At 73.2% G+C, this 21,176-nt stretch carries 23 protein-coding genes; 13 read left to right on the plus strand and 10 right to left on the minus strand.

The features are described 5' to 3' along the window. The first annotated feature begins 18 nt into the window (after positions 1-18). Both ACX27O_RS06405 and ACX27O_RS06410 read left to right on the plus strand, forming a co-directional pair. Positions 19-933, plus strand: coding sequence for a serine hydrolase (locus ACX27O_RS06405; protein WP_358125437.1), 915 nt, complete (start codon positions 19-21; stop codon positions 931-933). A 153-nt stretch (positions 934-1,086) separates the two neighbouring features. Further along, positions 1,087-2,064 (plus strand): MBL fold metallo-hydrolase, encoded by a 978-nt coding sequence (locus tag ACX27O_RS06410; protein WP_030331361.1) that lies wholly within the window; start codon positions 1,087-1,089, stop codon positions 2,062-2,064. 43 nt (positions 2,065-2,107) lie between these two features. Here the strand turns inward: ACX27O_RS06410 and ACX27O_RS06415 are convergent, their stop codons facing one another. Genes ACX27O_RS06415 through ACX27O_RS06425 form a run of 3 tightly spaced genes read right to left on the minus strand, consistent with a single transcriptional unit; the run spans position 2,108 to position 4,502 of the window. Beyond that, on the minus strand, positions 2,108-2,650 hold the full coding sequence (locus ACX27O_RS06415) for a DUF1697 domain-containing protein (RefSeq protein ID WP_458939056.1): 543 nt from the start codon (positions 2,648-2,650) through the stop codon (positions 2,108-2,110). 29 nt (positions 2,651-2,679) lie between these two features. Continuing rightward, positions 2,680-3,348, minus strand: coding sequence for a response regulator (locus ACX27O_RS06420; RefSeq protein WP_030331357.1), 669 nt, complete (start codon positions 3,346-3,348; stop codon positions 2,680-2,682). Next, positions 3,345-4,502 (minus strand): sensor histidine kinase, encoded by a 1,158-nt coding sequence (locus tag ACX27O_RS06425; RefSeq protein ID WP_307857773.1) that lies wholly within the window; start codon positions 4,500-4,502, stop codon positions 3,345-3,347. Before ACX27O_RS06425 ends, ACX27O_RS06420 begins: the two co-directional genes overlap by 4 nt. 170 nt (positions 4,503-4,672) lie before the next feature. Here ACX27O_RS06425 and ACX27O_RS06430 point away from each other — a divergent pair, with 170 nt between their 5' ends. The 3 genes from ACX27O_RS06430 to ACX27O_RS06440 are packed head-to-tail and all read left to right on the plus strand — an operon-like array spanning position 4,673 to position 8,913. Then, on the plus strand, positions 4,673-5,422 hold the full coding sequence (locus tag ACX27O_RS06430; protein ID WP_458939057.1) for an ABC transporter ATP-binding protein: 750 nt from the start codon (positions 4,673-4,675) through the stop codon (positions 5,420-5,422). After that, complete coding sequence (locus ACX27O_RS06435; RefSeq protein ID WP_458939058.1) at positions 5,416-7,839, plus strand: ABC transporter permease; 2,424 nt, start codon at positions 5,416-5,418, stop codon at positions 7,837-7,839. Before ACX27O_RS06430 ends, ACX27O_RS06435 begins: the two co-directional genes overlap by 7 nt. A gap of 42 nt (positions 7,840-7,881) precedes the next feature. Further along, positions 7,882-8,913 (plus strand): hypothetical protein, encoded by a 1,032-nt coding sequence (locus ACX27O_RS06440; RefSeq protein WP_458939059.1) that lies wholly within the window; start codon positions 7,882-7,884, stop codon positions 8,911-8,913. Position 8,914: 1 nt separating this feature from the next. On the opposite strand, the gene ACX27O_RS06445 is transcribed toward ACX27O_RS06440, so the two are convergent. The 4 genes from ACX27O_RS06445 to ACX27O_RS06460 are packed head-to-tail and all read right to left on the minus strand — an operon-like array spanning position 8,915 to position 11,935. Then, positions 8,915-9,463 carry an SOUL family heme-binding protein gene (locus ACX27O_RS06445; RefSeq protein ID WP_030331347.1) on the minus strand — a complete coding sequence of 183 codons (549 nt, stop codon included), beginning with the start codon at positions 9,461-9,463 and terminating at the stop codon, positions 8,915-8,917. Positions 9,464-9,495: 32 nt separating this feature from the next. Next, on the minus strand, positions 9,496-10,245 hold the full coding sequence (locus ACX27O_RS06450) for a YqeB family protein (protein ID WP_458939060.1): 750 nt from the start codon (positions 10,243-10,245) through the stop codon (positions 9,496-9,498). 2 nt (positions 10,246-10,247) lie between these two features. Next, on the minus strand, positions 10,248-11,042 hold the full coding sequence (locus tag ACX27O_RS06455; RefSeq protein WP_030331343.1) for an ABC transporter permease: 795 nt from the start codon (positions 11,040-11,042) through the stop codon (positions 10,248-10,250). Then, the gene (locus ACX27O_RS06460) at positions 11,039-11,935 is read right to left on the minus strand and encodes an ABC transporter ATP-binding protein (RefSeq protein ID WP_458939061.1); all 897 of its coding nucleotides are present in this window, start codon (positions 11,933-11,935) and stop codon (positions 11,039-11,041) included. The genes ACX27O_RS06455 and ACX27O_RS06460 overlap by 4 nt, the downstream gene beginning before the upstream one ends. A 131-nt stretch (positions 11,936-12,066) precedes the next feature. On the opposite strand from ACX27O_RS06460, the gene ACX27O_RS06465 reads away from it, so the two are divergent. The 3 genes from ACX27O_RS06465 (at position 12,067) to ACX27O_RS06475 (ending at position 14,592) form a co-directional block, all read left to right on the plus strand. Next, complete coding sequence (locus tag ACX27O_RS06465; RefSeq protein WP_210861786.1) at positions 12,067-13,320, plus strand: sensor histidine kinase; 1,254 nt, start codon at positions 12,067-12,069, stop codon at positions 13,318-13,320. Continuing rightward, positions 13,299-14,048 carry a response regulator transcription factor gene (locus ACX27O_RS06470; RefSeq protein ID WP_030331337.1) on the plus strand — a complete coding sequence of 250 codons (750 nt, stop codon included), beginning with the start codon at positions 13,299-13,301 and terminating at the stop codon, positions 14,046-14,048. Before ACX27O_RS06465 ends, ACX27O_RS06470 begins: the two co-directional genes overlap by 22 nt. A 133-nt stretch (positions 14,049-14,181) precedes the next feature. Further along, a complete protein-coding gene (locus ACX27O_RS06475) occupies positions 14,182-14,592 on the plus strand; it encodes a hypothetical protein (RefSeq protein ID WP_030331335.1) in 411 nt (136 codons plus the stop codon). Between the two features lie 103 nt (positions 14,593-14,695). Here ACX27O_RS06475 and ACX27O_RS06480 read toward each other — a convergent pair whose 3' ends face one another. Further along, on the minus strand, positions 14,696-15,475 hold the full coding sequence (locus ACX27O_RS06480) for a D-Ala-D-Ala carboxypeptidase family metallohydrolase (RefSeq protein ID WP_285793310.1): 780 nt from the start codon (positions 15,473-15,475) through the stop codon (positions 14,696-14,698). 303 nt (positions 15,476-15,778) lie between these two features. Between ACX27O_RS06480 and ACX27O_RS06485 the strand changes: the two genes are divergently transcribed. Together ACX27O_RS06485 and ACX27O_RS06490 are read left to right on the plus strand one after the other, a co-directional pair. Further along, positions 15,779-16,417 (plus strand): DUF6642 family protein, encoded by a 639-nt coding sequence (locus ACX27O_RS06485; RefSeq protein ID WP_030331331.1) that lies wholly within the window; start codon positions 15,779-15,781, stop codon positions 16,415-16,417. 42 nt (positions 16,418-16,459) lie between these two features. Further along, positions 16,460-16,924, plus strand: a complete 465-nt coding sequence (locus tag ACX27O_RS06490; protein ID WP_357690483.1) for a PPOX class F420-dependent oxidoreductase — start codon at positions 16,460-16,462, stop codon at positions 16,922-16,924. A 22-nt stretch (positions 16,925-16,946) separates the two neighbouring features. On the opposite strand, the gene ACX27O_RS06495 is transcribed toward ACX27O_RS06490, so the two are convergent. Continuing rightward, positions 16,947-17,588, minus strand: a complete 642-nt coding sequence (locus tag ACX27O_RS06495; RefSeq protein ID WP_030331327.1) for an NAD(P)-dependent oxidoreductase — start codon at positions 17,586-17,588, stop codon at positions 16,947-16,949. Between the two features lie 51 nt (positions 17,589-17,639). Next, positions 17,640-18,872: a serine hydrolase domain-containing protein gene (locus ACX27O_RS06500; RefSeq protein ID WP_210862875.1), complete on the minus strand. Its 1,233-nt coding sequence runs from the start codon at positions 18,870-18,872 to the stop codon at positions 17,640-17,642. A gap of 96 nt (positions 18,873-18,968) precedes the next feature. Between ACX27O_RS06500 and ACX27O_RS06505 the strand changes: the two genes are divergently transcribed. The 3 genes from ACX27O_RS06505 (at position 18,969) to ACX27O_RS06515 (ending at position 21,152) form a co-directional block, all read left to right on the plus strand. Next, positions 18,969-19,562: a pentapeptide repeat-containing protein gene (locus ACX27O_RS06505; RefSeq protein WP_030331323.1), complete on the plus strand. Its 594-nt coding sequence runs from the start codon at positions 18,969-18,971 to the stop codon at positions 19,560-19,562. Positions 19,563-19,761: 199 nt separating this feature from the next. Beyond that, positions 19,762-20,706 carry a hypothetical protein gene (locus tag ACX27O_RS06510; protein WP_030331321.1) on the plus strand — a complete coding sequence of 315 codons (945 nt, stop codon included), beginning with the start codon at positions 19,762-19,764 and terminating at the stop codon, positions 20,704-20,706. A 116-nt stretch (positions 20,707-20,822) separates the two neighbouring features. Beyond that, the gene (locus tag ACX27O_RS06515) at positions 20,823-21,152 is read left to right on the plus strand and encodes a hypothetical protein (protein WP_030331319.1); all 330 of its coding nucleotides are present in this window, start codon (positions 20,823-20,825) and stop codon (positions 21,150-21,152) included. Positions 21,153-21,176 lie beyond the last annotated feature (24 nt).

Raw genomic sequence — 21,176 nt, forward strand, 5'->3', positions numbered from 1 at the left:
GCTGGATACCGTGCTGGCGTGGACGTGCAGGAACGGATCGAGGCCATCTTCGCCGCCGCCGGGGTGACGGCCAGCATGCACGCCGTCGACCTGGACGCTGTGGACCTGGCCGTCGACGGCCCGACCGGCAGTGGCCGGGAGGTCGGGGTGCGGGCCGACGAGCAGGTGGTGATCGCCTCGATCTTCAAGATCCTGCTGGTGCTGGAGTTCGCCCGGCAGGTCGAGGCCGGTCAGCTGGACCCGACCGAGCGGGTACTGGTCACCGCCGCCGACCGGCTCGGCGGGTGGGGTCTGGCGGGCTGCGTCGACGACGCCGAGGTGTCGCTGCGCGACCTCGCCTACTTCGCCATGTCGGTCAGCGACAACACCGCCGCCGACCTGCTGCTGCGCCGGGTCGGCCCGGACCTGCTGCCGATCCTCGCCGTCGAGCTGGGGCTGACCCGTACCCGCGTCCTCGGCGGCCCCCGGGACCTGGTCGAGGTGATGCTCGCCGACGTGGGCGCGCGCACCGAGGCGGAGTTCGCCAGGATCTTTCCCACCCTGCCGGCGGAGCGGGTCCGGGCCATGCGGGTCTTCGACCCCGCGCGCACCACGTCCAGCACGGCCCGGGAGATCACCCGGCTGCTCACGCTGATCTGGCGGGACGAGGCCGGGCCGCCCGCAGCGTGCGCGATGGTTCGCACCTGGATGGCCCGGCAGCTCTTCTGGACCCGGCTGGCCGCCGGTTTCCCGCCCGGCGTCCGGGTGTCCGGAAAGACCGGCACCCTGCCCGGGTTGCACCTGGAGGCCGGCGTCGCCGAGTACCCCGACGGCGGCCGGTACGCGATCGCCGTCTTCGCCCGTGCCGAACAGTTGGCCCCGCGCCGCATCGACGTGGACCTGGCGATGGGGGAGGCCGCCCGGACGGCCGTCGAGGCGCTGCGCGGTAACTGATTTGTCGCCCGTCGGAGCGTCTGCGCACCGCCGCTGAGCAGGTTCGATATGCGGCGTCGTATCGGAGCCGACGGCGTTTGATCTTGGACCGGGGCCGGGTGGCGCTGGTTGGCTCGTGTCGACCGATCACCCGAGCACGGGGAGCAGATCCGTATGCCCAACCTCGACCGTCGCCGCTTCCTGCGCGACGCCGCCGCCACCACCGCCCTGGTCTCCGCCGGTGGCCTCGCCGCCGGCGTCGCCACCCCGGCCCAGGCCGCGCCCCCGACCGCCGCTCCCGCGCCGACCGCGCGCCGCAAGGGCGCGGTCAGCTTCCGCTGGTGGGGTACGGCCGGCTGGCGCGTCGACATCGGCGACCGCACCGTCCTCGTCGACCCGTTCCTCAGCCGCATCGACACCGGGCTGTTCACCGGCCCGTTCAACACGCAGACCCGGTTGACGGTGCGCACCGACGTGATCGACCCGCGCGTCGACAAGGCCCTGACGGTGCTCGTCACGCACACCCACTGGGACCACTTCATGGACGTGCCGTACATCGCCGAGCGCACCGGCGCGCGGGTGTTCGGCACGCTGACCGCGTACCACCTGGGGTTGGCCTACGGGTTGCCGTCGACGCAGCTCAGCGCCGTCAAGGGTGGCGAGGTGCTGGACTTCGGGGACCACACCGTCGAGGTGGTCGGCTCACTGCACAGCCGCAACCCGTCGTACTCGGTGGCCTTTCCCGGGGTGCTGGTGACCCCACCGCCGCAGCCGGCCACCATCGCTGACCTGCCGGAGGGCGACACGCTGGGCTACCTGCTGCGGGTCGACGGCGGCCCGTCGGTCTACTTCACCGGGGCCAGCGACGTCGCCGAGCGGAATCTGACCGGCCTCGCGCCCGACGTGGCGATGGTGGCCATGCAGAACGCCACCACCACCGGCGACTACCTGCCCCGGCTGCTGGCCGGCCTCGACTACCCGAAGGTCGTGGTGCCGGTGCACTACGACAACTTCGAGACGGCGTTGCAGAACCCGCCGACCGTCGCACCGACCGACCGCACCCGGCTGAACGAGATGATCGCGGCGATCCGCCGGATCTCGCCGCGCAGCCGGGTCCTGGTGCCCGAGTACGAGACCGCGTACCACTTCTGAGCAGCGCGGATGGGGGTCGCGGGGGCCGCGACCCCCACCGTGCTCAGCCGGCGGTCATCTCCGCCAGGGCCCGCACCGACTTCCAGTTGCGGGTGGTGGCCACCACGCCGAGCTTCTTCTCCAGGTACGCGTTGGTGAACTTCGACCGGCCGTAACCGCCGTCGACGTAGTGCAGGAACACCTCCCGGCCGGTCACCGTGAACGACACGTTCTCGCCACCGGGCACGGCGAGCGCGTCCACAGCGGACCTCTCCGGCGCGGTGGCGAGGAAGGCCACCAGCAGTCGGGTCGGGTCGTCGTCCCGGTCGGCGTACGGGTTGCCGCCGGCGATCGCCGCCAGCTCCCGGCCGCTGCGCACCAGCACCGGCACTGACAACGCCAGCTCGTCGGTGAGCGCCCGCTCAATGCCGGCCGCCAGTTTCTCCGCGTCGCGCACCGTGCTGCCGAAGGTCACGTTGCCGCTCTGCAGGTACGTCCTGACGTCCTCGTGACCGAGGTCGGTGACGATCCGGCGCAGGTCGGCCATCGCCAGCCGGGTGTTGGCGCCGACGTTGACCCCACGCAGCAGGGCGACGTAACGGGTCATGGTTCCTCCTCGGATGCGCGCCGATCGGCTCAGCGTAGGCCGCCGGGCCCGACCAGTCCCGTCTCGTACGCGACGATGACCAGTTGCGCCCGGTCGCGTACCGCCAGCTTGGTCAGCAGCCGCCCGACGTGCGTCTTCACGGTGGCCTGGCTGAGGTTCAGGTGCGCGGCCAGCTCCGCGTTGGACAGGCCGCGGGCGATCAGCGCCAGCACCTCCCGTTCCCGGTCGGTCACCCCGTCGAGCCGCCGGGGCAACGGCCTGGTCGGCTCCGGCCGCCGGGCGAACTCGTCGATCAGCCGGCGGGTCACCGTCGGCGCGAGCAACCCCTCCCCGGCGGCGACCACCCGGATCCCGGTCAGCAGGTCCGCCGGTGGGGTGTCCTTGAGCAGGAACCCGCTGGCCCCGGCGCGCAGCGCCCCGTAGACGTACTCGTCGAGGTCGAACGTGGTCAGGATGATGACCCGGGTGTCGGCCGTCGCCGGGTCGGCGCAGATCCGTCGGGTCGCCTCGATGCCGTCCATCTCCGGCATCCGGACGTCCATCAGCACCACATCCGGGTGGTGCTGCCCGGTCAACGCGACGGCCTGCGCGCCGGTGCCCGCCTCGCCGACTGTGGTGCAGTCCGGGCTGAGATCGACCAGCAGCCGGAAACTGCCGCGCAGCAACGCCTGGTCGTCGGCGATCAGCACCCGGATCACGCGGCCACCCGGTAGGGCAGGCTGGCCGTCACCGCGAAGCCGCCGTCGGCGCGTGGGCCGGCGCGGAACTCCCCGCCGTGCAACGCCACCCGTTCCCGCATGCCGATCAACCCGTGCCCCTCCCCGCCGAGCAGGACCGGCCGCCGCCCGTCGTCGGTCACCTCCACCCGCACCTCGTCGGGCCGGACGGTCACCGTGGCCCGGCACTCGGCCGGCGCAGCGTGCTTCACCACGTTCGTCACCGCCTCCTGCACGATCCGGTACACCGCGAGGCCCACCGACTCCGGCACCGCGCCGGCCGGCTCCTCCCGTCGTACGTCGAGCTGCACGTCGACCCCGCCGATCGCCGCCTGCCGGGCGAGGACGGGCAACTCGTCCAGCCCGGGCGTCGGGGCGTACGGGCTGTCCGCACGCAGGACGCCGAGCACGCGACGCACATCGGTCAGGGCGGTGCGGCCGGTCTCCTCGATGACCCGCAGCGCGGCGCCCGCCTCCCGGGGGTCGGCCTCGGCGACGTGGTTGGCGACGGCCGCCTTCACCACGATGAGGCTCAGCGTGTGCGCGACCACGTCGTGCAGCTCGCGCGCCACCCGCAACCGCTCCTCGGTGGCTGCCTGACGGACCAACTGGTCGCTCTGCCGGGCGGCGAGGGCGCGTCGCTCCCGGATCAGCCAGCCGATCACCCAGGCCGGCGCGATCATGACGGTGGCGTAGACGACAGCGCCGGTACGCGACCAGAGGTCGCCAGCGGTCAGCACCAGGGCGACGCTCACCAGTGCGAGACAACCGGCGGCGCACAGCATCGACCGGCGGGTGGGCGTCGACACGGCCACCGTGTAGAAGGCCAGGCCGATGGCGAACGCCGGCGCGGCGGCCGCGAAGTTGGGTATCACCCCGGTGATCAGGGCGACGGTGGCCACGGAGCTGATCGTCGCGGCCACCGTCACCGGCCAGCGTCGGCGGACCGCCAACGGCAGCCCCAGGGCCATCCCGACCAGCACTGACACCCAGAGCGGCTCGTGTACGCCACCGTGCAGCGGCGACTCCAGCGCCGCGTACGGGCAGAGCGCCCCGCCCACGGCCAGCGCCAGCAACACGTCCACCGTGTACAGGTCTACCGGCCGCATCCGTCGGGTCAACAGGAGAGCGGTCACCCGTCGAACGGTAACGGCCGGCTCGGCCGGCCGCGTCCACCCGCGGGTGGTCATCCCCGGGGACGACGTGCCGGCGCTGCCGGGCCGCCGGCTCCACCCCTGGGAGGGTTGGCAAGTGCCAGCCCTGGCACGACGCGCCGCACCCCCGGCATTCGGCACCGTAAACGGTCATGACCACAGACACGGTGACAGTGACGGGGTTGCGCGCGGTGTACGGCACCGGCACCCGGCGGGTGACAGCGCTCGACGGCGTGACCACCAGCTTCGCGAGCGGCACGTTCACGGCGGTGATGGGCCCCTCCGGCTCGGGGAAGTCCACCCTGCTGCACTGCGCGGCGGGGCTGGACCGCCCGACCGAGGGGAGTGTCACGATCGACGGCACCCGCCTCGACGACCTCGGCGAAGACGAGCTGACCCGGCTGCGGCGCGACCGGATCGGCTTCGTGTTCCAGGCGTTCAACCTCGTGTCCACACTGACCGCCGCGCAGAACGTCGAGTTGCCGTCGCGCCTGGCCCGTCGCCGCCCGCCGGCCGGGGACGTCACCGCCGCCCTCGAAGCCGTCGGACTCGCCGACCGGGCCGGGCACCGGCCGAGTGAGCTGTCCGGCGGCGAACAGCAACGTGTCGCGGTGGCCCGAGCGTTGATCACCCGTCCGGCGGTGGTCTTCGCCGACGAACCGACCGGGGCGCTGGACAGCGCGTCCTCGCGGCAGGTGCTGCGGCTGCTGCGCGCGCTCGTTGACGACCACGGGCAGACAGTGGTGATGGTGACCCACGATCCGGCCGCCGCCGCGTACGCCGACCGGGTGCTCCTGCTCGCCGACGGCCGGGTCGTCGACGAGCTGACCGGCGGGATCACCGCCGCCGCCGTCGCGGCCCGGATCGCCGAGCGGGAGATCGTCGCGGAGTCGTCGTGCTGAGCGTCCGCCGATCGGCCAGCGCGTTCGTGGCCGTCGCCATCGGGGTCACGCTGGTCGCGGCGGCCACCCTGCTGCTCGCCTCCGGCCGCCCGCAGGTGCCGGACCGGCTGGCACGGGCGGCGGTCGTGGTGCAGAGCCCCGAAGCGGGAGCGTCGGCCGACCAGTTCGTGCCGACCCGGCCCTGGTCCGCCACCGCCGCGGCCGGGCTCGTCGGCCGGCTGTCCGGTCTGCCGGACGTCGTGGCGGCGGTGCCGGACCGCACCTTCTACGCGCAGCCGCTCGTGGACGGCCGACCCTCGGCTGCCGACAGCGGGCGGGAGGACGCCCACCAGGGGCACGGCTGGTCCAGCGCCCAACTGGGTGGGCTGCGCCTCACGGTGGGCGAGTCACCCCGCCGGGCCGGCGAGGTGGTCGTCGACCGCGCGCTCGGGCTGCGCGTCGGCGCGCCGGTCACAGTGCTGACCGCCGTCGGCCCCGAGCCGTACACCGTGACCGGTCTGGTCGACGGGCCCGGCGTGCATGTCGCCGACGAGGTCGCCGCCGCCCTCGCACCCGGCGTCCGGGCCATCGGGCTGGTGCTCGCCCCGGGGGCCGACCCCGAGCGGGTCGCCATGGCGGCGCGCGGGGTCGTCGGCGGCGACGGGCGGGTGCTGACCGGTGCCGCGCGGGGGGTGCTGGAGCCGCCCGGCGACGCCCGTACCCGGTGGATCGGCATGCAGGTGCTCACCGCCACGGCGGCTCTCGCCGGCTTCGTCACGGTGTTCGTGGTCTCCTCGACCTTCGCGTTCACCCTCGCACAGCGCCGCCGGGAATTGGGTCTGCTGCGCGCGGTCGGCGCCACCGGCCGCCAGGTCCGCCGCATGGTGGGCGCGGAGGCGCTCGCCGTCGGTGCCTCGGCCGGGCTGGTCGGCCTGCTGCTGGGCGCGGCGCTCGCGCCGGTGCTGGGACGGCTGCTCGTCGACGTCGGCTACGAACCGTCGACCTTCCGGGTCCGCTACGAACTCTGGCCGGTGGCGGTGTCGCTCGCCGCCGGGCCGGTGATCGCGGTGCTGGCGGTCTGGTCGGCGTCCCGCCGAGCGGCCCGGGTACGCCCGTTGGAGGCGCTCCGCGAGGCCGCTGTGGAACAGCGGCCGATCGGCCGGCTGCGCGCCGCCACGGGGACGTTGCTCCTCGCGACGGGGGTGGCGCTCAGTGTCGGCACGGCAACCGCCGACGAGGCTCGGGTGGCGGCGCAGTACGCGCTCTACGCGGTGATGGCCCTGGTGGCCGGTGCCACAGTGCTCGCCCCGGTGGTGGTCGGGCCGCTGGTGCGGCTGCTGCGTTCCCCGGTGCGTCGCCCCGGTGGTGCGATCGGGATGCTGGTCCGGGGCGGGGCGTTGACAGCGACCCGGCGGACCGCCGCCATCGCCGCTCCGGTGCTGCTCACCGTCGCGTTCGCGGTGCTGGTCTCCGGGATGGTGCGCACCACCAGCGCCGCGTACGCGGCCGGTCGGGCGGACAACGTGAACGCCGGCTGGATCGTCGTGCCGGACCGTGCGCCCGGCCTGTCCGACCGGGCCGTCGCCGCGACCGGCGGCACCGCGCTCCTGCCCACCACCGTCTACCGCACCGACCCCGCGACGCCGCCGAAGGACCGGCCGCTGACGGCGCTGGGCGTGGAGCCGGAGGGCTTCGCCGCCGCGAACCGGGTACTCACCGTCGTCGCCGGCTCGCTGGACGACCTGACGGGCGACGACGCCGTGGTGGTCACCGCGTCGGCGAACCTGCTGCCGTCCGAGCCGTACCCGGTGGTCTTCGCCGACGGGACGTCGGTGTCGTTGCGCGTCGTCGCCGTGGTCACCGACACCTCGATCCCCGGCGACCTGCTCGTACCCCGGGCCGTGGTGCGGGCGCACGACCCGTCGGCGCTGACCTCCACCGTGTACCTCCGGGACCGGATCGATCCGCCCGTCGGCGCGCGGATCCTCGACGTCCCGGCTTGGGCGGCCGAGGCGGACGCCGCCGAGGACCGCCTCGTCTGGCTGTTCACACTGCTGCTGATCGGGGTGTCGGCCGGTTACGGTGCCATCGCGGTGGCCAACACGCTGTTGCTGGCCGCCGCCGGCCGCGCCCCCGACCTGCGGCTGATCCGGATGGCCGGGGCGACCCGACGGCAGGTCATCTGGCTGGTCACCGCCGAGTCCGCACTGGTGGTGCTGATCGGCGCCCTGCTGGGTGGGGCTGTCGCGTTCGTCGGCCTGCTCAGCGTCCGTGCCGGCCTCGCCGAGCAGGTCGGTGCCCCTGTCGACCTGATGGTGCCGTGGCCGGTGGTCGCCGGGGTGGTGGGGTTGTGTCTGCTGCTCGCGGTGCTGTCGAGTGTGCTGCCGACGTGGCGGTTGCTGCGTCACCGTCCCGCCCGGTCACCGGTCGGCGGATGACCGCGCCCCCCGCGGGGCCCAGCCGGCCGTTACCGTCCATGGATGCGATCCGCGCGCCCGGTCGGGCTGTTCCTCTCCGCCGTCGCCGTGCTGCTCTGGGCGTACGGCATGACCAGGTGGCAACCGCTGACCGAGCCGCTCGGCCCGTGGTCGGAGCGCCTGCCGGGCAACAACGCCTACTGGGCGCGCGACCTGCGGTTCATGGCGATCATGGCGGTGTCGCTCGGGTTGGTGCTGGCCGGGCGCGGTCAGCTGCGGTGGGGCGGCCCGGCGGTGCTGCTGGGTGGCTGCTGGGTCGCCGCCGACGTGGCGATCGACCGGGCCGACCCGATCGGCGTCGACGCGACGGTGCTGCTCGCCGTCGGCGGTTGCACCGTGCTCGGCGTGGTCGCGGCCATTCCGCTGTGGTGGGAGCGCCGCACGTCGTCGGCGCGCGAGCCTGGCCGGCCACAGCGGGAGCGCGGCGCGCCTGCGGCCACCGACCGGCGGGTGCTGACCGGCGCGGCCTGCGTGGCCGGGGTGCTGACGCTGGTGGCCGCCGCGATGGAGTCACCGACCGACCGGGAGCCGGAGCTGAACCAGGGCGCGCTGGCCACGGCGGCGCTGCTGGTGGCCGTGGCGGTCGGCGCCGGGCTGGCGGCGGCTCCGGCCCGGACCCGGGCCCGCGTCGCGTTGGCGGCCGGCGTCACGGTGGCCGCCCTGCTCGGGGCCGGGCTGGTTCGTGCCGTCCCGCCCGGCACCCGCCTGCTGCCGGAGGCCGCGCTCGGTGCGGTGCTGCTCACCGGGGTCACCCTGCTGGCCTGGGACTGGCCGGGCGGCCGGCCGGTCTGGTGGCACCACGGGGTGGCGGCTCTCCTCGCGTTGGTGGGCCCGGTCGTGTTTCTGGTGGCCACTGCCGTCCCCATGATGATCGCGCTGCCGATCGGCGCGGCGTTCACCTCGTTGGCCGGCAACAGCCCGATCAACGCCGCCGACTCCGATCTGCTGGTCTCACTGGCCGGGCTGCTCGCCGGGCTGGGAATGGCGGTGCTGCTGGCCCGACCGAGCATCGACGACCGCCGGCAGCTCCGATAGCTCACTCCACGACCGGCAGCACGACCTCGTTGCGGCGCAGGAACCACGGCTTCCACGGCCTGTCGAAACGCGCGTACCGGATGGCACCGGTGGGTTGCAGCCCGGCCGCGGTCACCGACCGGCCGAGCATTGTCGCCCGCTGACTGAACGCCTGCTCCGTCCACCGCCCGGAGAACCGCATCGCCGCCGCCAGCCGCGCCGCCACCGGGTGGATCCGCACCCGGGCGTCCACCGGCTCGGGCAGGGTGGCGGTGGTGAAGGTGGCCGGCATGATGAACTGGATCAGGTACGCCCCCGGCGACTCGCCCTCGATCTGGATCACCGGCACGGTCATGGCGATCTTCTCCGAGCCGCCGGCCGCCTCCGTGCCGAGCGGACCCCGGGCCCGATTGGCACCGCCGATGTACGCGGCCAGCGGCCGGAACGCCTCGATCGGCGCCCGGGTGAACGACGCCTGGATCTGCATCTCGGCCACCAGGTGGGCCGGGTACCGACGCAGCTCGAACCCGGGGTGTCGGGACACCACCCGGTACGGCTGCTGTTCGGTCATCGCGCGGCTCCCAGGGTCTGCTGGGACAGACGCTACCGCCCGTCCGCGTCCCGCTCGGCCGAAGTCGGCTGCTCCGACCCGGGGGCGACGGCCCGGTTGGTCAACCGCCAGTACTGGCGCTTGTCGTCGTCGCGCAGCACCACCCCGATCAGACCCAGTTCGCGGCGCAACTCCCGGGCGTCGTCGCGGCGGTCCCGCTGGATCGCCCGTTCCCGGGCCCGTAGCAGCGCGTCCGCACCGGTCGGCAACCCGGGCAGGTCGGGCACCCACAGCCGGTACGCCGACCGGTGCGGGTCGTCGTCCGCCCAACCCCAACCGTGCTCGCGGAACGCCGCCGCGAGTGCGGCGGCGGACAGGTCCGTCGGCTCCCGAACCAGTTCCGCGCCGTCGGCGTCGAGCAGCACCAGGTGCTTGTGGGCGAGGAAGGCCACCCGGGCGTCGACCCGCGCGACGGTCCGGTTCTCGGCGGAGCGGCGCAGCCGGACCTGCGCCGCGTCGACGGTGACGATCAGCCGTTCGGCGGTGCCGATTCCGGCGATGACCAGACCGGCCAGCACGCCCACCGCGATGGCGCCGGCGGTGGCCTGCGGCTCGGGCAACCGGTCCAGCCACCGGACCAGGTCGCCGAACGGCACCCACGGCAGTCGGGCGAGCCAGCCCGTCGTCGCCGCCAGGAGCCAGCCGGCGCCCGCGCCGAGCAGCGGGAAGCCACCCCACAGGACGGCCAGCTCCAACGGGCCGCCGCTGACCACGGTGCGCGGACGGTAGTCGGCCGCGTCCATGGTCAGGACACCTCGCGGCGCAGCGTCCGGAACAGGCCGGCGGCCAGCGGCAGCACCATCCAGACCAGCAGGGACACCACCAGTCGTCCCCACTGCTCGCCGGTGACGTGGCTGGTGAACAACGGCTCCATGGTCCGGCTGGTGTCCAGCCAACCGGCAGCGCCGCGCAGCGGTCGGACCAGTTCGCCCAGCACCGACCAGAGGGTTGGTAGCAGCAGGTAACCGACGATGGCCAACGGCGGGTTGAGCAGCAGCAGGCCGAAGGCGGCACCCATCAGCACGCCGGCGACCTGGACGATCGCCGCGTTCACGATCAGCGCCGCGTCGACGCGCCAGGTGCCCGCGCCGCCCGTGGCGGACGCCACGAGCGTCCCGACGCTTGCGATTGCCAGGGTGACCAGCACGGAGGCGAGCGCGGCCAGCACCACCGCGATCAGCTTCGCGGCCACCACCCGCTCCCGCCGGGGCACCAGCGCGTACGTGGTGAGGGCGGTGCGCTGGGACCACTCGCTGGTGATCGACAGGATGCCCAGCACCGGCAGGAGCACGTTGACCGGCAACAGCGACGTGACGAAGAAGGTGAAGAAGGTCTGCTCGGAGTCCTCGGCGTAGATCAGCAGGAGGGTGACGATCGCGACGACGACGAGGCCGATGGTGATCAGCAGCCAGCGTCCGGCCCGGGTGTCGGCGAGCTTGCGCAGTTCCACACCGGTGAGGCGGAGCAGTGACGGCCGGCGTACCGGAGTGTGGTGCCGGGGCGCGACGAGGCCGCTGGCGGGCGCGGTGGTGGTGGTCATCGGACGGCCTCCTTGGTGGATTCGCCGGCGGTCAGGGTGAGGAAGAGTTGTTCGAGGCCGCCGTCGCTGGCGGGGCGCAGCTCGGCGAGCGCGACGCCGGCATCGGCCGCCGCCTGGCCGACCGCCTCGGCGTCGGCCTGCACCAGCAGTCCGTCGGTGCTGTCGGCGGCGGTCAGACCCGCCGTTTCCAGCGCCCGGCGCAGCGCCGCGTCGTCGCGGGCCCGGACCACCGTGCCGCCGCCGGCCAGCAGCTCGTTCTTGTCGCCCTGGGCCACGATCCGGCCACCCCCGATCACCACCAGCCGGTCCGCGACCGCCTCCACCTCCCGCAGCAGGTGGGAGGAGAGCAGCACCGTGCCGCCCCGGTCGGCGAAGTCGCGCAGCAGGCCGCGCATCCAGAAGATCCCCTCCGGGTCCAGCCCGTTGGCCGGCTCGTCGAGGATCAGCACCCGGGGGTCGCCGAGCAGCGCGTGCGCCAGCCCGAGCCGTTGGCGCATCCCCAACGAGTACGCCCGGACCCGACGCTTCGCGGCCACCGCGTTCAACCCGACCAGGTCGAGCTTCGCGGCGACCTCGCGCCGGTCCAGACCCATGGTGTACGCGGACAGCGTCAACGCCTCGCGGCCGGTGCGTCCGGCGTGCTGGGCGGAGGCGTCCAGCAGCACTCCCACCTCCCGCCCCGGGTTGGGCAGGTCCTGGTACGGGTGCCCGGCGACGGTGGCGCGGCCGGCGGTCGGCGTGGTGAGCCCGCAGATCATGCGCATGGTGGTCGACTTGCCGGCGCCGTTGGGGCCGAGGAAGCCGGTGACGGTGCCCGGCTCGCACTGGAACGACACGTCGTCAACGGCCGGGTGTGGCCCGTATCGCTTGGTGAGGTTCTCCACGGTGATCATGTCGTCGAGCGTGCCCGTGCCGCCCGGCCATCCGCTGCGGCCACCGGTCGGTGCCGCGTCGACCTTGGTCGACCGGTGGGTCTCGACTTTGGTAGCTGGTCGTGCCCCCGACGGCTCCCTAGCATGGGTGCGTGACCAGCCTCGCCGTCCCGGAGCACCCCTGGCTGCTGCCGGGGGAGCTGGTGGTGCCGGCTGAGCGCGGGCGGCGGCGTCCGCGCCGCACCACCCGCGACTGGGTCGTGGACAGCCTCGCCTTCCTGCTCGGCCTGCTCTGGGTGCTGTTCGCCACGGTGGACGGGCTGTCGCCCAGCCCGGAGTCGGCGGTTCCGTTGCCGTACGACTGGATGGTCGGCGCGGACGCGCTGATCGGGCTGGTCTGCTGCGGGCTGCTCTGGGTGCGGCGGCGGTGGCCGCTCGGGTTGGCGGTTGCCACACTGCCGCTGAACCTGTTCTCGATGGCCGCCGCCATCCCGCTGCTGATCATCTACTTCACCGTTGTGGTGCACCGACGGACCGCCGTCGCGGTGGCGGTCACCGGTGCCGGCCTCGTCACCAACCTCGTCTTCAGCTGGACGCGGCCGGATCCGGTCATGCCGTACTGGGCCACCGTGTCGTGGGGTGTGGTGATCACTTTTGCGGTGCTCGCCTGGGGGATGTTCGTCCGGGCCCGACGGCAGTTGATCGTGTCGCTGCGGGAGCGGGCCGAACGGGCCGAAGCCGAGCAGCAGCTGCGGGTCACCCAGGCCCGCCACCTCGAACGCACCCGGATCGCCCGGGAGATGCACGACGTGCTGGCGCACCGGATCTCGCTGCTCAGCCTGCACGCGGGCGCGCTGGAGTTTCGCCCGGACGCGCCGGCCGACGAGGTGGCCCGGGCCGCCGGGGTGATCCGGGGCAGCGCGCACGCCGCCCTGCAGGACCTGCGGGAGGTGATCGGGGTGCTCCGCGCCGAGGACGACGGGGCCGGCGACGCCCCGGAGCCGCCGCAGCCGACCCTCGCCGACCTGCCGGCGCTGATCGCCGAGTCGCGCTCGGCCGGGGTGCGGGTCAACGTCAGTGACAGCGTGGCAAGCCCGGGGGAGGTGCCGGCGGCGCTGGGCCGGGCCGCGTACCGGATCGTGCAGGAGGGGCTGACCAACGCTCGCAAGCACGCGGCCGGAGCGGTGGTGACCGTGGACGTGTCCGGCGGGCCGGGCACCGGGCTGAGCGTGGCGATCAGCAACAGGTGGCCGGTCGGCACACCGGAGGGCGGCACCCTGCCGGGCGCGGGCACCGGCCTGGTCGGCGTCAGCGAACGAGTCACCCTCGCCGGTGGCAGGCTCGCCTACGGGCGGGACGACAGCGGCGACTTCCGGCTGGCCGCCTGGCTGCCGTGGTCGGCGTGACCAGCCCTGCCGGCGCAGCCGGACCGCCGGACGCGAGCGGGCCGGCCGGCGCGGCCGCGCCGCCGGTGCGCGTGTTGATCGTGGACGACGACGCGCTGGTCCGCGCCGGGCTCTCGATGATCCTCGGCGGCCTGCCGGACCTGACAGTGGTCGGCGAGGCGACCGACGGTGGCGAGGTCCCGGCGGCCGTCGCCGCGTACACCCCGGACGTGGTGCTGATGGACATCCGGATGCCCCGGGTCGACGGGCTGACCGCCACCGAGGCGCTGCGTGCCCAGCCGCACCCGCCGGAGGTGCTGGTGCTGACCACCTTCGACGCCGACGAGCAGGTGCTGCGGGCGCTCCGCGCCGGGGCTGCCGGTTTCCTGCTGAAGGACACCCCACCGGCGGAGATCGTGCACGCCGTACGCCGGGTCGCGGCGGGCGAGGCGACCCTGTCCCCGACGGTGACCCGCACGTTGATCGCCCACGTGACCGCCACCGCTCCCGGCCCGGTCGGCCCGGACCCGCGCCGGGAACGGGCGCTGCGGCTGCTCAACGCGCTCAGCGAGCGGGAGCGGCAGGTGGCGGTAGCGCTGGGGCGGGGTCACACCAACGCGGAGATCGCGGGGGAGTTGTTCATGAGCGTGGCGACGGTGAAGGCGTACGTCTCCCGGCTGCTGACCCGCCTGGAGCTGAACAACCGGGTCCAGGTGGCGCTGCTCGTGCACGACGCCGGCCTGGTCTGACGGCCCGTTCCTCGGGCGAATCTGCTTACCGGGTACCGGAATTGAACTTTCGGCCAGTGCCCGCCGTACTCCTGACCGAGGATGTCGGTGCGGTGGGTCCGCCGTACCGCTGCCGAACTGCGGGAGGCCTGCCGTGCGAGTTGGTGAGCAGTCGACGGATCCCATCGATCAGGTGCTGGGTGAGGTGCCGATGCCGACACCGTTGACCCCCGAGGATGTCCGGCTCGCGGTCCGGGCGGTGGTCGTGCACACCGCCGAGGAATGGCCGACCGGGCCGCTGTGCCGCAACGACGGTGCCTCCTATCCGTGCCGCCTGCATCGCTGGGGGCGGCGGGTGTTGGAGGCACACGGGCTCAACGAGCGGCAGATCGAGGCGTTGATCCGGCACGGCAATCCGTTTGTGCACGTACCCTTCCCGTTCACGGCGACCGGGCCCTCGCGGCAGCAGGCCGCGCGGGTCGTCCCCCAGGGCGTACGGCCCACCGCTGCTGGCCGGCCGGTGACTCCCCCCGTCACCGCGCCGCGCTGGCCCCGGGCGAGCTGAGCGCGCTACCCCCTCCGCCCACCCCGACCCGGGGCGACACGACGTCGGGCCGACGCGGAGATTCCCCCTCCGCGTCGGGCCGACGCCGCTCTGGTGAGGTGACTCAGTTACCGACCCCGCAGTCCGGGGCGGACCAGCTCGTGGTGTTCGAGCTGCGGTCGCTGTTGTTCTCCCGACGCGAGTCGACGTGCACGTGGTCGTCGTGGTCGGGGTAGCCCGGTCCGTAGATCCCACTGAAGCCGTTGTTGCGGGCGTTGCGGGCGATCTGGCACAGCGAGGACGTCCGCGAGGTCACGTCGGCCGCGTTGCCGTACAGGTGTTGACTGTCGGACGCGCCACCGACCTGGTTGTTGCAGGCGCGACTGCGGAAGCCGCTGGACACGTAGAGCGGCTTGTCACCGAGGCCCTTGCGCAGCGCCTCCAGCTTCCACATGGTGCGCAGCGCGTTCTGCTTGGTCTGGCTCGCCGACAGTGGGCCGCCACTCCACCCGCTCCCGCCGCACCCGTTGTCCAGCTCGCTGTAGCTGAAGTGCGCGGGCGTGCAGTCGTTGTCCTGGAGTTGGTAGAGCTTGGCGAAGGTCTGCGGGCCGGCGATGCCGTCGGCGCGCAGCCCGTACGCCTGCTGGAACCGCTTGACCGCGGCGGCGGTCTTGGGCCCGTAGCGGCCGTCGTTCTCCACGATGTCCCGGTAGCCGGCCCACCCGGCGACCCGGATCTGCAACTGCCGGACGTCGTCGCCGGAACGACCCTGGGTCAGGGTGCGGTTCCAGGTGTAACAGCCGTCCGCGTGCGCCGCCGGTGCGGCGACCACCGTGGCGATTGCGGCCCCGGGCAGTGCCAGGGCGAATGCGACGGCGGCACGCTTCAAGGTGTTTACGCGCACAGAAGTCCTCCCGATAGGAGAGCGAATGGGGTGGCTCCAGGACATCGACCGAGAAGTCCCGTGATTTCCACCCTGGCACTGATCCGTGCCGTTGGCGGCGATTAACGAGAATCGTGCTCACAATCCGCTGTCCCTGGGTATTGCCTGGGAATTCGGCTGATTTGCGAAACAGCCATTTCCTGCCGATCGGCATTTCAGTGGCCAAGCACACCGAACGTCGCGTTCCGCCACACCGAGGGTGATGTTCCCAGGGTGGCGGCGGCCGGTAACGTCAGCCCGGGCGGCGGACTGGCGGAGGTGCGCGTGGCACGCGGTGGCGTCTTCTGTGTCGAGGGCCAGTGGCACCGGGACCTCAACGAGCGGGGCTCGGTGCTGCCCACGCTGGAGCTGCTGGAGCGGCTGGGCAAGATCCGCTTCATCCACAAGGACGCGGCCACCCGCGACGAGCTGTTCTACTTCCTGGACCGCTGGCTGCTCAAGCAGTACGCCGACCACCGGGTCGGCTTCTTCGCCATGCACGGCGAGCCGAGCCGGCTCTGCCTCACCGACTGGCAGTCGGTCGAGTTGAACGAGGTGGCCGAGCTGATGGCCGGCCGCGCCGAGGGCCGGCGACTCTATTTCGGCAGCTGCTCGGTGCTGCGCGCCTCGGACGCGGTCCTGCGCGAGTTCCTGGAGGTCACCGGAGCCGCTCTGATCTGCGGTTTCACCCGGGAAGTCGACTGGGTCGAATCGGCGGCCTTCGAAACGGTTCTGCTCGACGTGCTCGCCAACGGCCAGCGCCACAATGCCGCCGAGCTGCGGATGGGCTCCGCCCACTGGGCGCCGCTCGCGTCGTACCTCGGTTTCCGGGTGATCTACGCCAACGGTCGGGCCTGGCGTCCGTCCGGTCGTCCCCGGGTGCCCACCCAGGCGGTCCACCGCTCCCCGGCCCGACCCCGCTGACCCGCCGCCGTCGCCGCGCCCGCCCCCTGGTAGGAACGGGTAATGGCACGCAGCATCGCAACGAACACCCGGGTCGACCGGGACGGCCTGCTCGACTTCCTCCGGCCGCGGCACCACGTCCTGCTGATGACCACCCGGGCCGACGGGCGCCCGCAGTCCTCCCCGGTCTCCGCCGGGGTCGACGGGCAGGGGCGGCTGGTCGTGTCCACCTACCCCGAGCGGGCCAAGGTGACCAACATCCGCCGCGACCCCCGGGTCTCGGCCTGCGTGCTCAGCGACGACTGGAACGGCCCGTGGGTGCAGATCGACGGCACCGCCGAGGTGCTGGACCTGCCCGAGGCGCTGGAGCCGCTGGTCGAGTACTTCCGCAGCATCTCCGGCGAGCACCCGGACTGGGACGACTACCGGGCGGCGATGGTGCGCCAGGGCAAGTCGCTGATCCGGGTCACCATCGACGCCTGGGGTCCGATCGCCACCGGTGGCTTCCCGGCCCGCCTCGCCGACTGAGCACCGCCGGACGGCACCCCGGTCAGTACGCGACGGTGAAGCGGGCGTTCCGGTGTCGTGGCTGTTCGATCTCGTCGACGATCGCCACCGCCAGGTCCTCGTAGGTGAGCACCGAACGGCCCTGCCTGTCGGTGACCGGCTGGTCGGTGCCGGTGCGGTAGTGCCCGGTGCGGGCGCCGGGGTGGAACTCCAGCGGGGGCGGCGAGACGTACGTCCAGGTCACCCCGTCGGCGGCGGTGCGGTAGTAGTCCAGCGCCTCCGCCTGGCCCAGCGCCGCGTCCCGGTACTCGGCCGGGAAGTCCGGCTCGTCGAGGATGCGGGTGCCGCCCGGGGTGAGCAGGGTGGACCCGCCGCCCAAGTGGATGATCCGCGGTGCGGCCGCCATCCCGCGCAGTGCGGTCACCAGGTTCTCCGCCGCGTCGCGCCACAGCTCGCGTTCGCCGCCGCCGATCGCCACGACCAGCGCGTCGGCGTCCGGGGCCAGCTCCCGCACACTCCGCTGGCTGGTCGCGTCGCCGGTGACCGTCCGCACCCCGGCCGGCAGGTACGAGGTGGCCTCCGGGCGGCGGACGGCGGCGATCACCCGATGCCCCCGGTCGGCCGCCTCGGCGACGACCCGCGAACCGGCGGTGCCGCCCGCGCCAAACACGACGATGGTGCTCACCGGCTCAGGTTAGGCAGTGGGCCGACTCGGCGTCGGTGGAACGGCGAACCGTCAGTCGACCAGGGCGGCGTAGACGAGCTGGCGCAGCTGGGAGCGCAACGGGTAGGTGCTCGACGGCATCAGCTGGGTGAACAGCAGGGCAGTGATCTCCTCCGCCGGGTCGACCCAGAACGCGGTGCTGGCCACTCCGCCCCAGTAGTACTCGCCGACGCTGCTCGGCAACCGGCTGGGGATCGGGTCGTCGACCACCGCGAAGCCGAGGCCGAACCCGATCCCGTCCAGGGTGGTCTCGGCGAAGCCGCCGGTGGACAGGATGCCCAGGTCCTGACCGCCGGGCAGGTGGTTGCGGGTCATGAGCCGCACCGTGCGCGGTCCGAGCAGCCGGACGCCGTCCAGCTCCCCGCCGCGCAGCAGCAGCGAGGTGAAGCGGTGGTAGTCGGCCGCGCTGGAGATCAGACCACCGCCGCCGGAGAGCAACGCCGGCTTGCGGAACGCCAGCGACCCGAGGCTGTCGTAGCGGACGGCCCGGCCGCTGCGCGGATCCGGTACGTAGAGCGCGGCCAGCCGCTCGGCCTCGTCGCCTTCCACCCACCAGCGGGTGTCGGTCATGCCCAGCGGGTTGAAGATCCGGTCCGCGAAGAACGCGTCGAGGCTCTGCCCGGAGATCACCTCGACGAGTCGGCCGAGCACGTCGGTGGCGACGGAGTAGCCCCACGCCGTGCCGGGCTGGAACAGCAGCGGCAGCTCGCCGAAGGTCGCGCTGGCGGTGGCCAGGTCCACGTCCGCCGGCGGGTACAGGTCGTAGCCGGCGGCCCGGTAGAGCCCGTCGACCACCGAGGTCTGCAGGAAGCCGTACGTCAGGCCGGCCGTGTGGGTGAGCAGGTGCCAGACCCGGATCGGCTCGACCGCCGGCACGGTGTACGGCTTGAGCGTCGACCCCTTGGAGTAGACGCGCAGGTCGGCGAACTCGGGCAGCCAGCGGCTGATCTCGTCGGTCAGCTCGAACCGGCCCTCCTCCCACAGCATCATCGCCGCGACCGAGGTGACCGGCTTGGTCATCGAGTAGATCCGCCACAGGGTGTCGGCCTCGACCGGCGCGCCCGACTCCCGGTCGCGCAGCCCGTACGTCGAGGAGTGCGCCACCTCGCCGCGGCGGGTGACCACCACCTGCCAGCCGGACAGCCGGCCGTCGTCGACGTACCTGCCGAAGTGCTCGTCGATCCGCGCCAGCCGCGCCCTGTCGAAACCGATCTGATCCGGGTCCATGCTCCGAGCCACACTCACGCCGCCGAACCTACTCGCCGGTACACCGGCGTCGGAAGGGGGCCGGCACCGGCCCGCCGTCCGTCGGCCGTCGGCGGTGCCCACTAGCCTGGCCGGATGCCGGAGTTGACCGAGGACGTGACCTTCCGCAACGACGACTGGTACGGCGAGGAGCTGACCGACCGGCACTTCGTGGGTTGCGAGTTCTTCGGGGTGGACCTGACCGAGGCGGTGAGCAGAGGCGCCGTCTTCACCGGGTGCACGTTCGGCAACGTGGCGTTCAACTCCTCCCGGCATGTCGACTCCGCGTTCACCCGGTGCGTCTTTCGGCGGTGCAACTTCTTCGAGGCCGAGTTCACCGGCTGCAAGCTGGTCGGCAGCACCTTCAGCGAATGTGATCTGCGTCCGTTGACGGTGGACGGCGGTGACTGGTCCTTCGCCGCGCTGCCGGGCGCCGACCTGCGCGGCGTTCGGCTGACCGGGGTGCGCATGCGCGAGGTGGACCTCACCAGGGCCAATCTGACCGGTGCCTCCGTCACTGGCGTCGATCTTTCCGGCGCCCAGCTGACCAATGTCCGGCTCGGCGGCGCCGACCTGCGGGGCAGCGATCTCACCGCGCTCGACCCGACGGTCGTCGAACGGGCCGGTGCCATCATCGACGTCGAGCAGGCCGTGACCATCGCGCAGCTGCTCGGTTTCCGGATCGGCTGACGCGTAAGGCGGTCGTGGGCTGCCGAAGTGCCAGTCCGGGCGGGCCAGGTTGTCCGACAGCGTCCCGTTGTGGGCTGGACACGTCCGGCAGTCCGGATCTAGCGTGTCGTCCACGCCCGTGTAAACGTGAATCGGCCCACAGTGGACGGTGTGGTCCGCTGCGGTCCAGGACGGCCGGGCGGTGGAGTTGGAGGGGTCGGTGGCGGACGAAGACCGCACGCGGGCTGGTTCGAGGGCTGGCGACGCGCCGCCGAGGCACCGTCCGCGTGCCACGACCGCCGGATTCACCCGCAGCGTGCTGCGCCGCGCCCGGCAGCGGCGGCGCTTTGTGGTTCAGGGAGCCGCCGTACTCGTCGGCCTGGTGCTGTTGATCTCGTACCTCAGCTTCTGGTCCGGGCCCGAGCCGGACGACCAGGTGGGTCTGGGCGGCGGGTCCGCCGGGACCGGCCGTTCCCCAGTTCTCCCGGCCGCCGACGGGCGCACCGGTGAGGCGGGGCCGGCCACCCCCGGTCTGCGCCCGCGCCAGCGCCCGCCCTCGCCGGACCCGACACCGTCGACCAGCCCGCCCGCCCCGCCGCCACCACCGGCCAAGCCCGGTGCGCCGGCGCTGTCGGTGAGCCGGGAGGAGATGCCCGCCGCCGTCGACCTCACCGCCGTGGGCACCCGGGACTGGGTGCACTGGGGGGAGGACGGCGGCAGGTCGACGATCCGCAAGCGCTCCGGCTCCGGCGAGATCATCGACGGGGGAGGCGCCGGCAGGCGGGTCGGCTGGGACGGCAACCAGGAGTACGTGCGCTGGTCCGACGGCACACCGAACCGCTCGACGAACGGCACCTCCAACGGTGTCTACACCTGCGGTGCCGGCAACGGCTTCAGTCTCGCCGTCGCGGGCAGCGGCGGGCCGCGCACGGTCCAGCTGTACGGCGGCATCTGGATGGCACGCGGGCGGCTGGAAGCGCGGCTGTCCACCGGCGGGCCCGCCAGCACTGCGCGGCTGGAAGATCCCTACACCAGTCAGAGCGCCCAGTTCACCATCCGCTTCACCCTGCCGAAGGGTGCTCGACTGTTGCTGAAGTGGACCGTCGAGAAGGTCTTCACGCAGCACTGCGGAAACGTCGGCCTCCAGGCCGTGGCGGTGCGCTGACTGACCGATCCATCGCCGCGCGGGCGGCGGCGGGACAGTTTGTCCGTCGCGGAGCGTCGAATGCGACGTAACTTTCTGCTGTCCCCATCCGACCATCCAGTGTGGAGGCAGCGGAAATGAGCAGCAGCACCGCCCACCGCGTCCGTCGTGCCGCTTCGTCCGGCACCGGTGAAGCGTCCGGGGAGGTTCTTCGCGACATTCCCCTGCCGCCGTACGTGACGGGCGAGGACACCCAGTTCGCCGTGCGGGCGGTGGTGGTGCACGCCCCCCGGCGGTGGTCCGGGGGTGTGGTCTGCCGCAACGATGCCAGCCCACACCCGTGCCGCCTGCACCGCTGGGGCACCCGGGTGCTGGCACTGCGCGGGCTGCGGGCCGCTGAGATCGCCGCGCTCATCGAGCGGGGCGACCCGACGGCGGTGGTCCCCCCACCGGACCGTCCGGCCTGAGCGCTCGCCGGGCCGGGAGGCGCG

It is taken from the genome of Micromonospora sp. SD19, from assembly GCF_054462275.1.

Excerpts from the sequence above, each read along its gene's own strand:
- ACX27O_RS06410 (WP_030331361.1), top strand. The coding sequence starts at position 1,087 with ATGCCCAACCTCGACCGTCGCCGCTTCCTGCGCGACGCCGCCGCCACC.
- ACX27O_RS06415 (WP_458939056.1), bottom strand. The coding sequence starts at position 2,650 with ATGACCCGTTACGTCGCCCTGCTGCGTGGGGTCAACGTCGGCGCCAAC.
- ACX27O_RS06430 (WP_458939057.1), top strand. The coding sequence starts at position 4,673 with ATGACCACAGACACGGTGACAGTGACGGGGTTGCGCGCGGTGTACGGC.
- ACX27O_RS06440 (WP_458939059.1), top strand. The coding sequence starts at position 7,882 with ATGCGATCCGCGCGCCCGGTCGGGCTGTTCCTCTCCGCCGTCGCCGTG.
- ACX27O_RS06445 (WP_030331347.1), bottom strand. The coding sequence starts at position 9,463 with ATGACCGAACAGCAGCCGTACCGGGTGGTGTCCCGACACCCCGGGTTC.
- ACX27O_RS06450 (WP_458939060.1), bottom strand. The coding sequence starts at position 10,245 with ATGGACGCGGCCGACTACCGTCCGCGCACCGTGGTCAGCGGCGGCCCG.
- ACX27O_RS06455 (WP_030331343.1), bottom strand. The coding sequence starts at position 11,042 with ATGACCACCACCACCGCGCCCGCCAGCGGCCTCGTCGCGCCCCGGCAC.
- ACX27O_RS06460 (WP_458939061.1), bottom strand. The coding sequence starts at position 11,935 with ATGATCACCGTGGAGAACCTCACCAAGCGATACGGGCCACACCCGGCC.
- ACX27O_RS06490 (WP_357690483.1), top strand. The coding sequence starts at position 16,460 with ATGGCACGCAGCATCGCAACGAACACCCGGGTCGACCGGGACGGCCTG.
- ACX27O_RS06505 (WP_030331323.1), top strand. The coding sequence starts at position 18,969 with ATGCCGGAGTTGACCGAGGACGTGACCTTCCGCAACGACGACTGGTAC.
- ACX27O_RS06515 (WP_030331319.1), top strand. The coding sequence starts at position 20,823 with ATGAGCAGCAGCACCGCCCACCGCGTCCGTCGTGCCGCTTCGTCCGGC.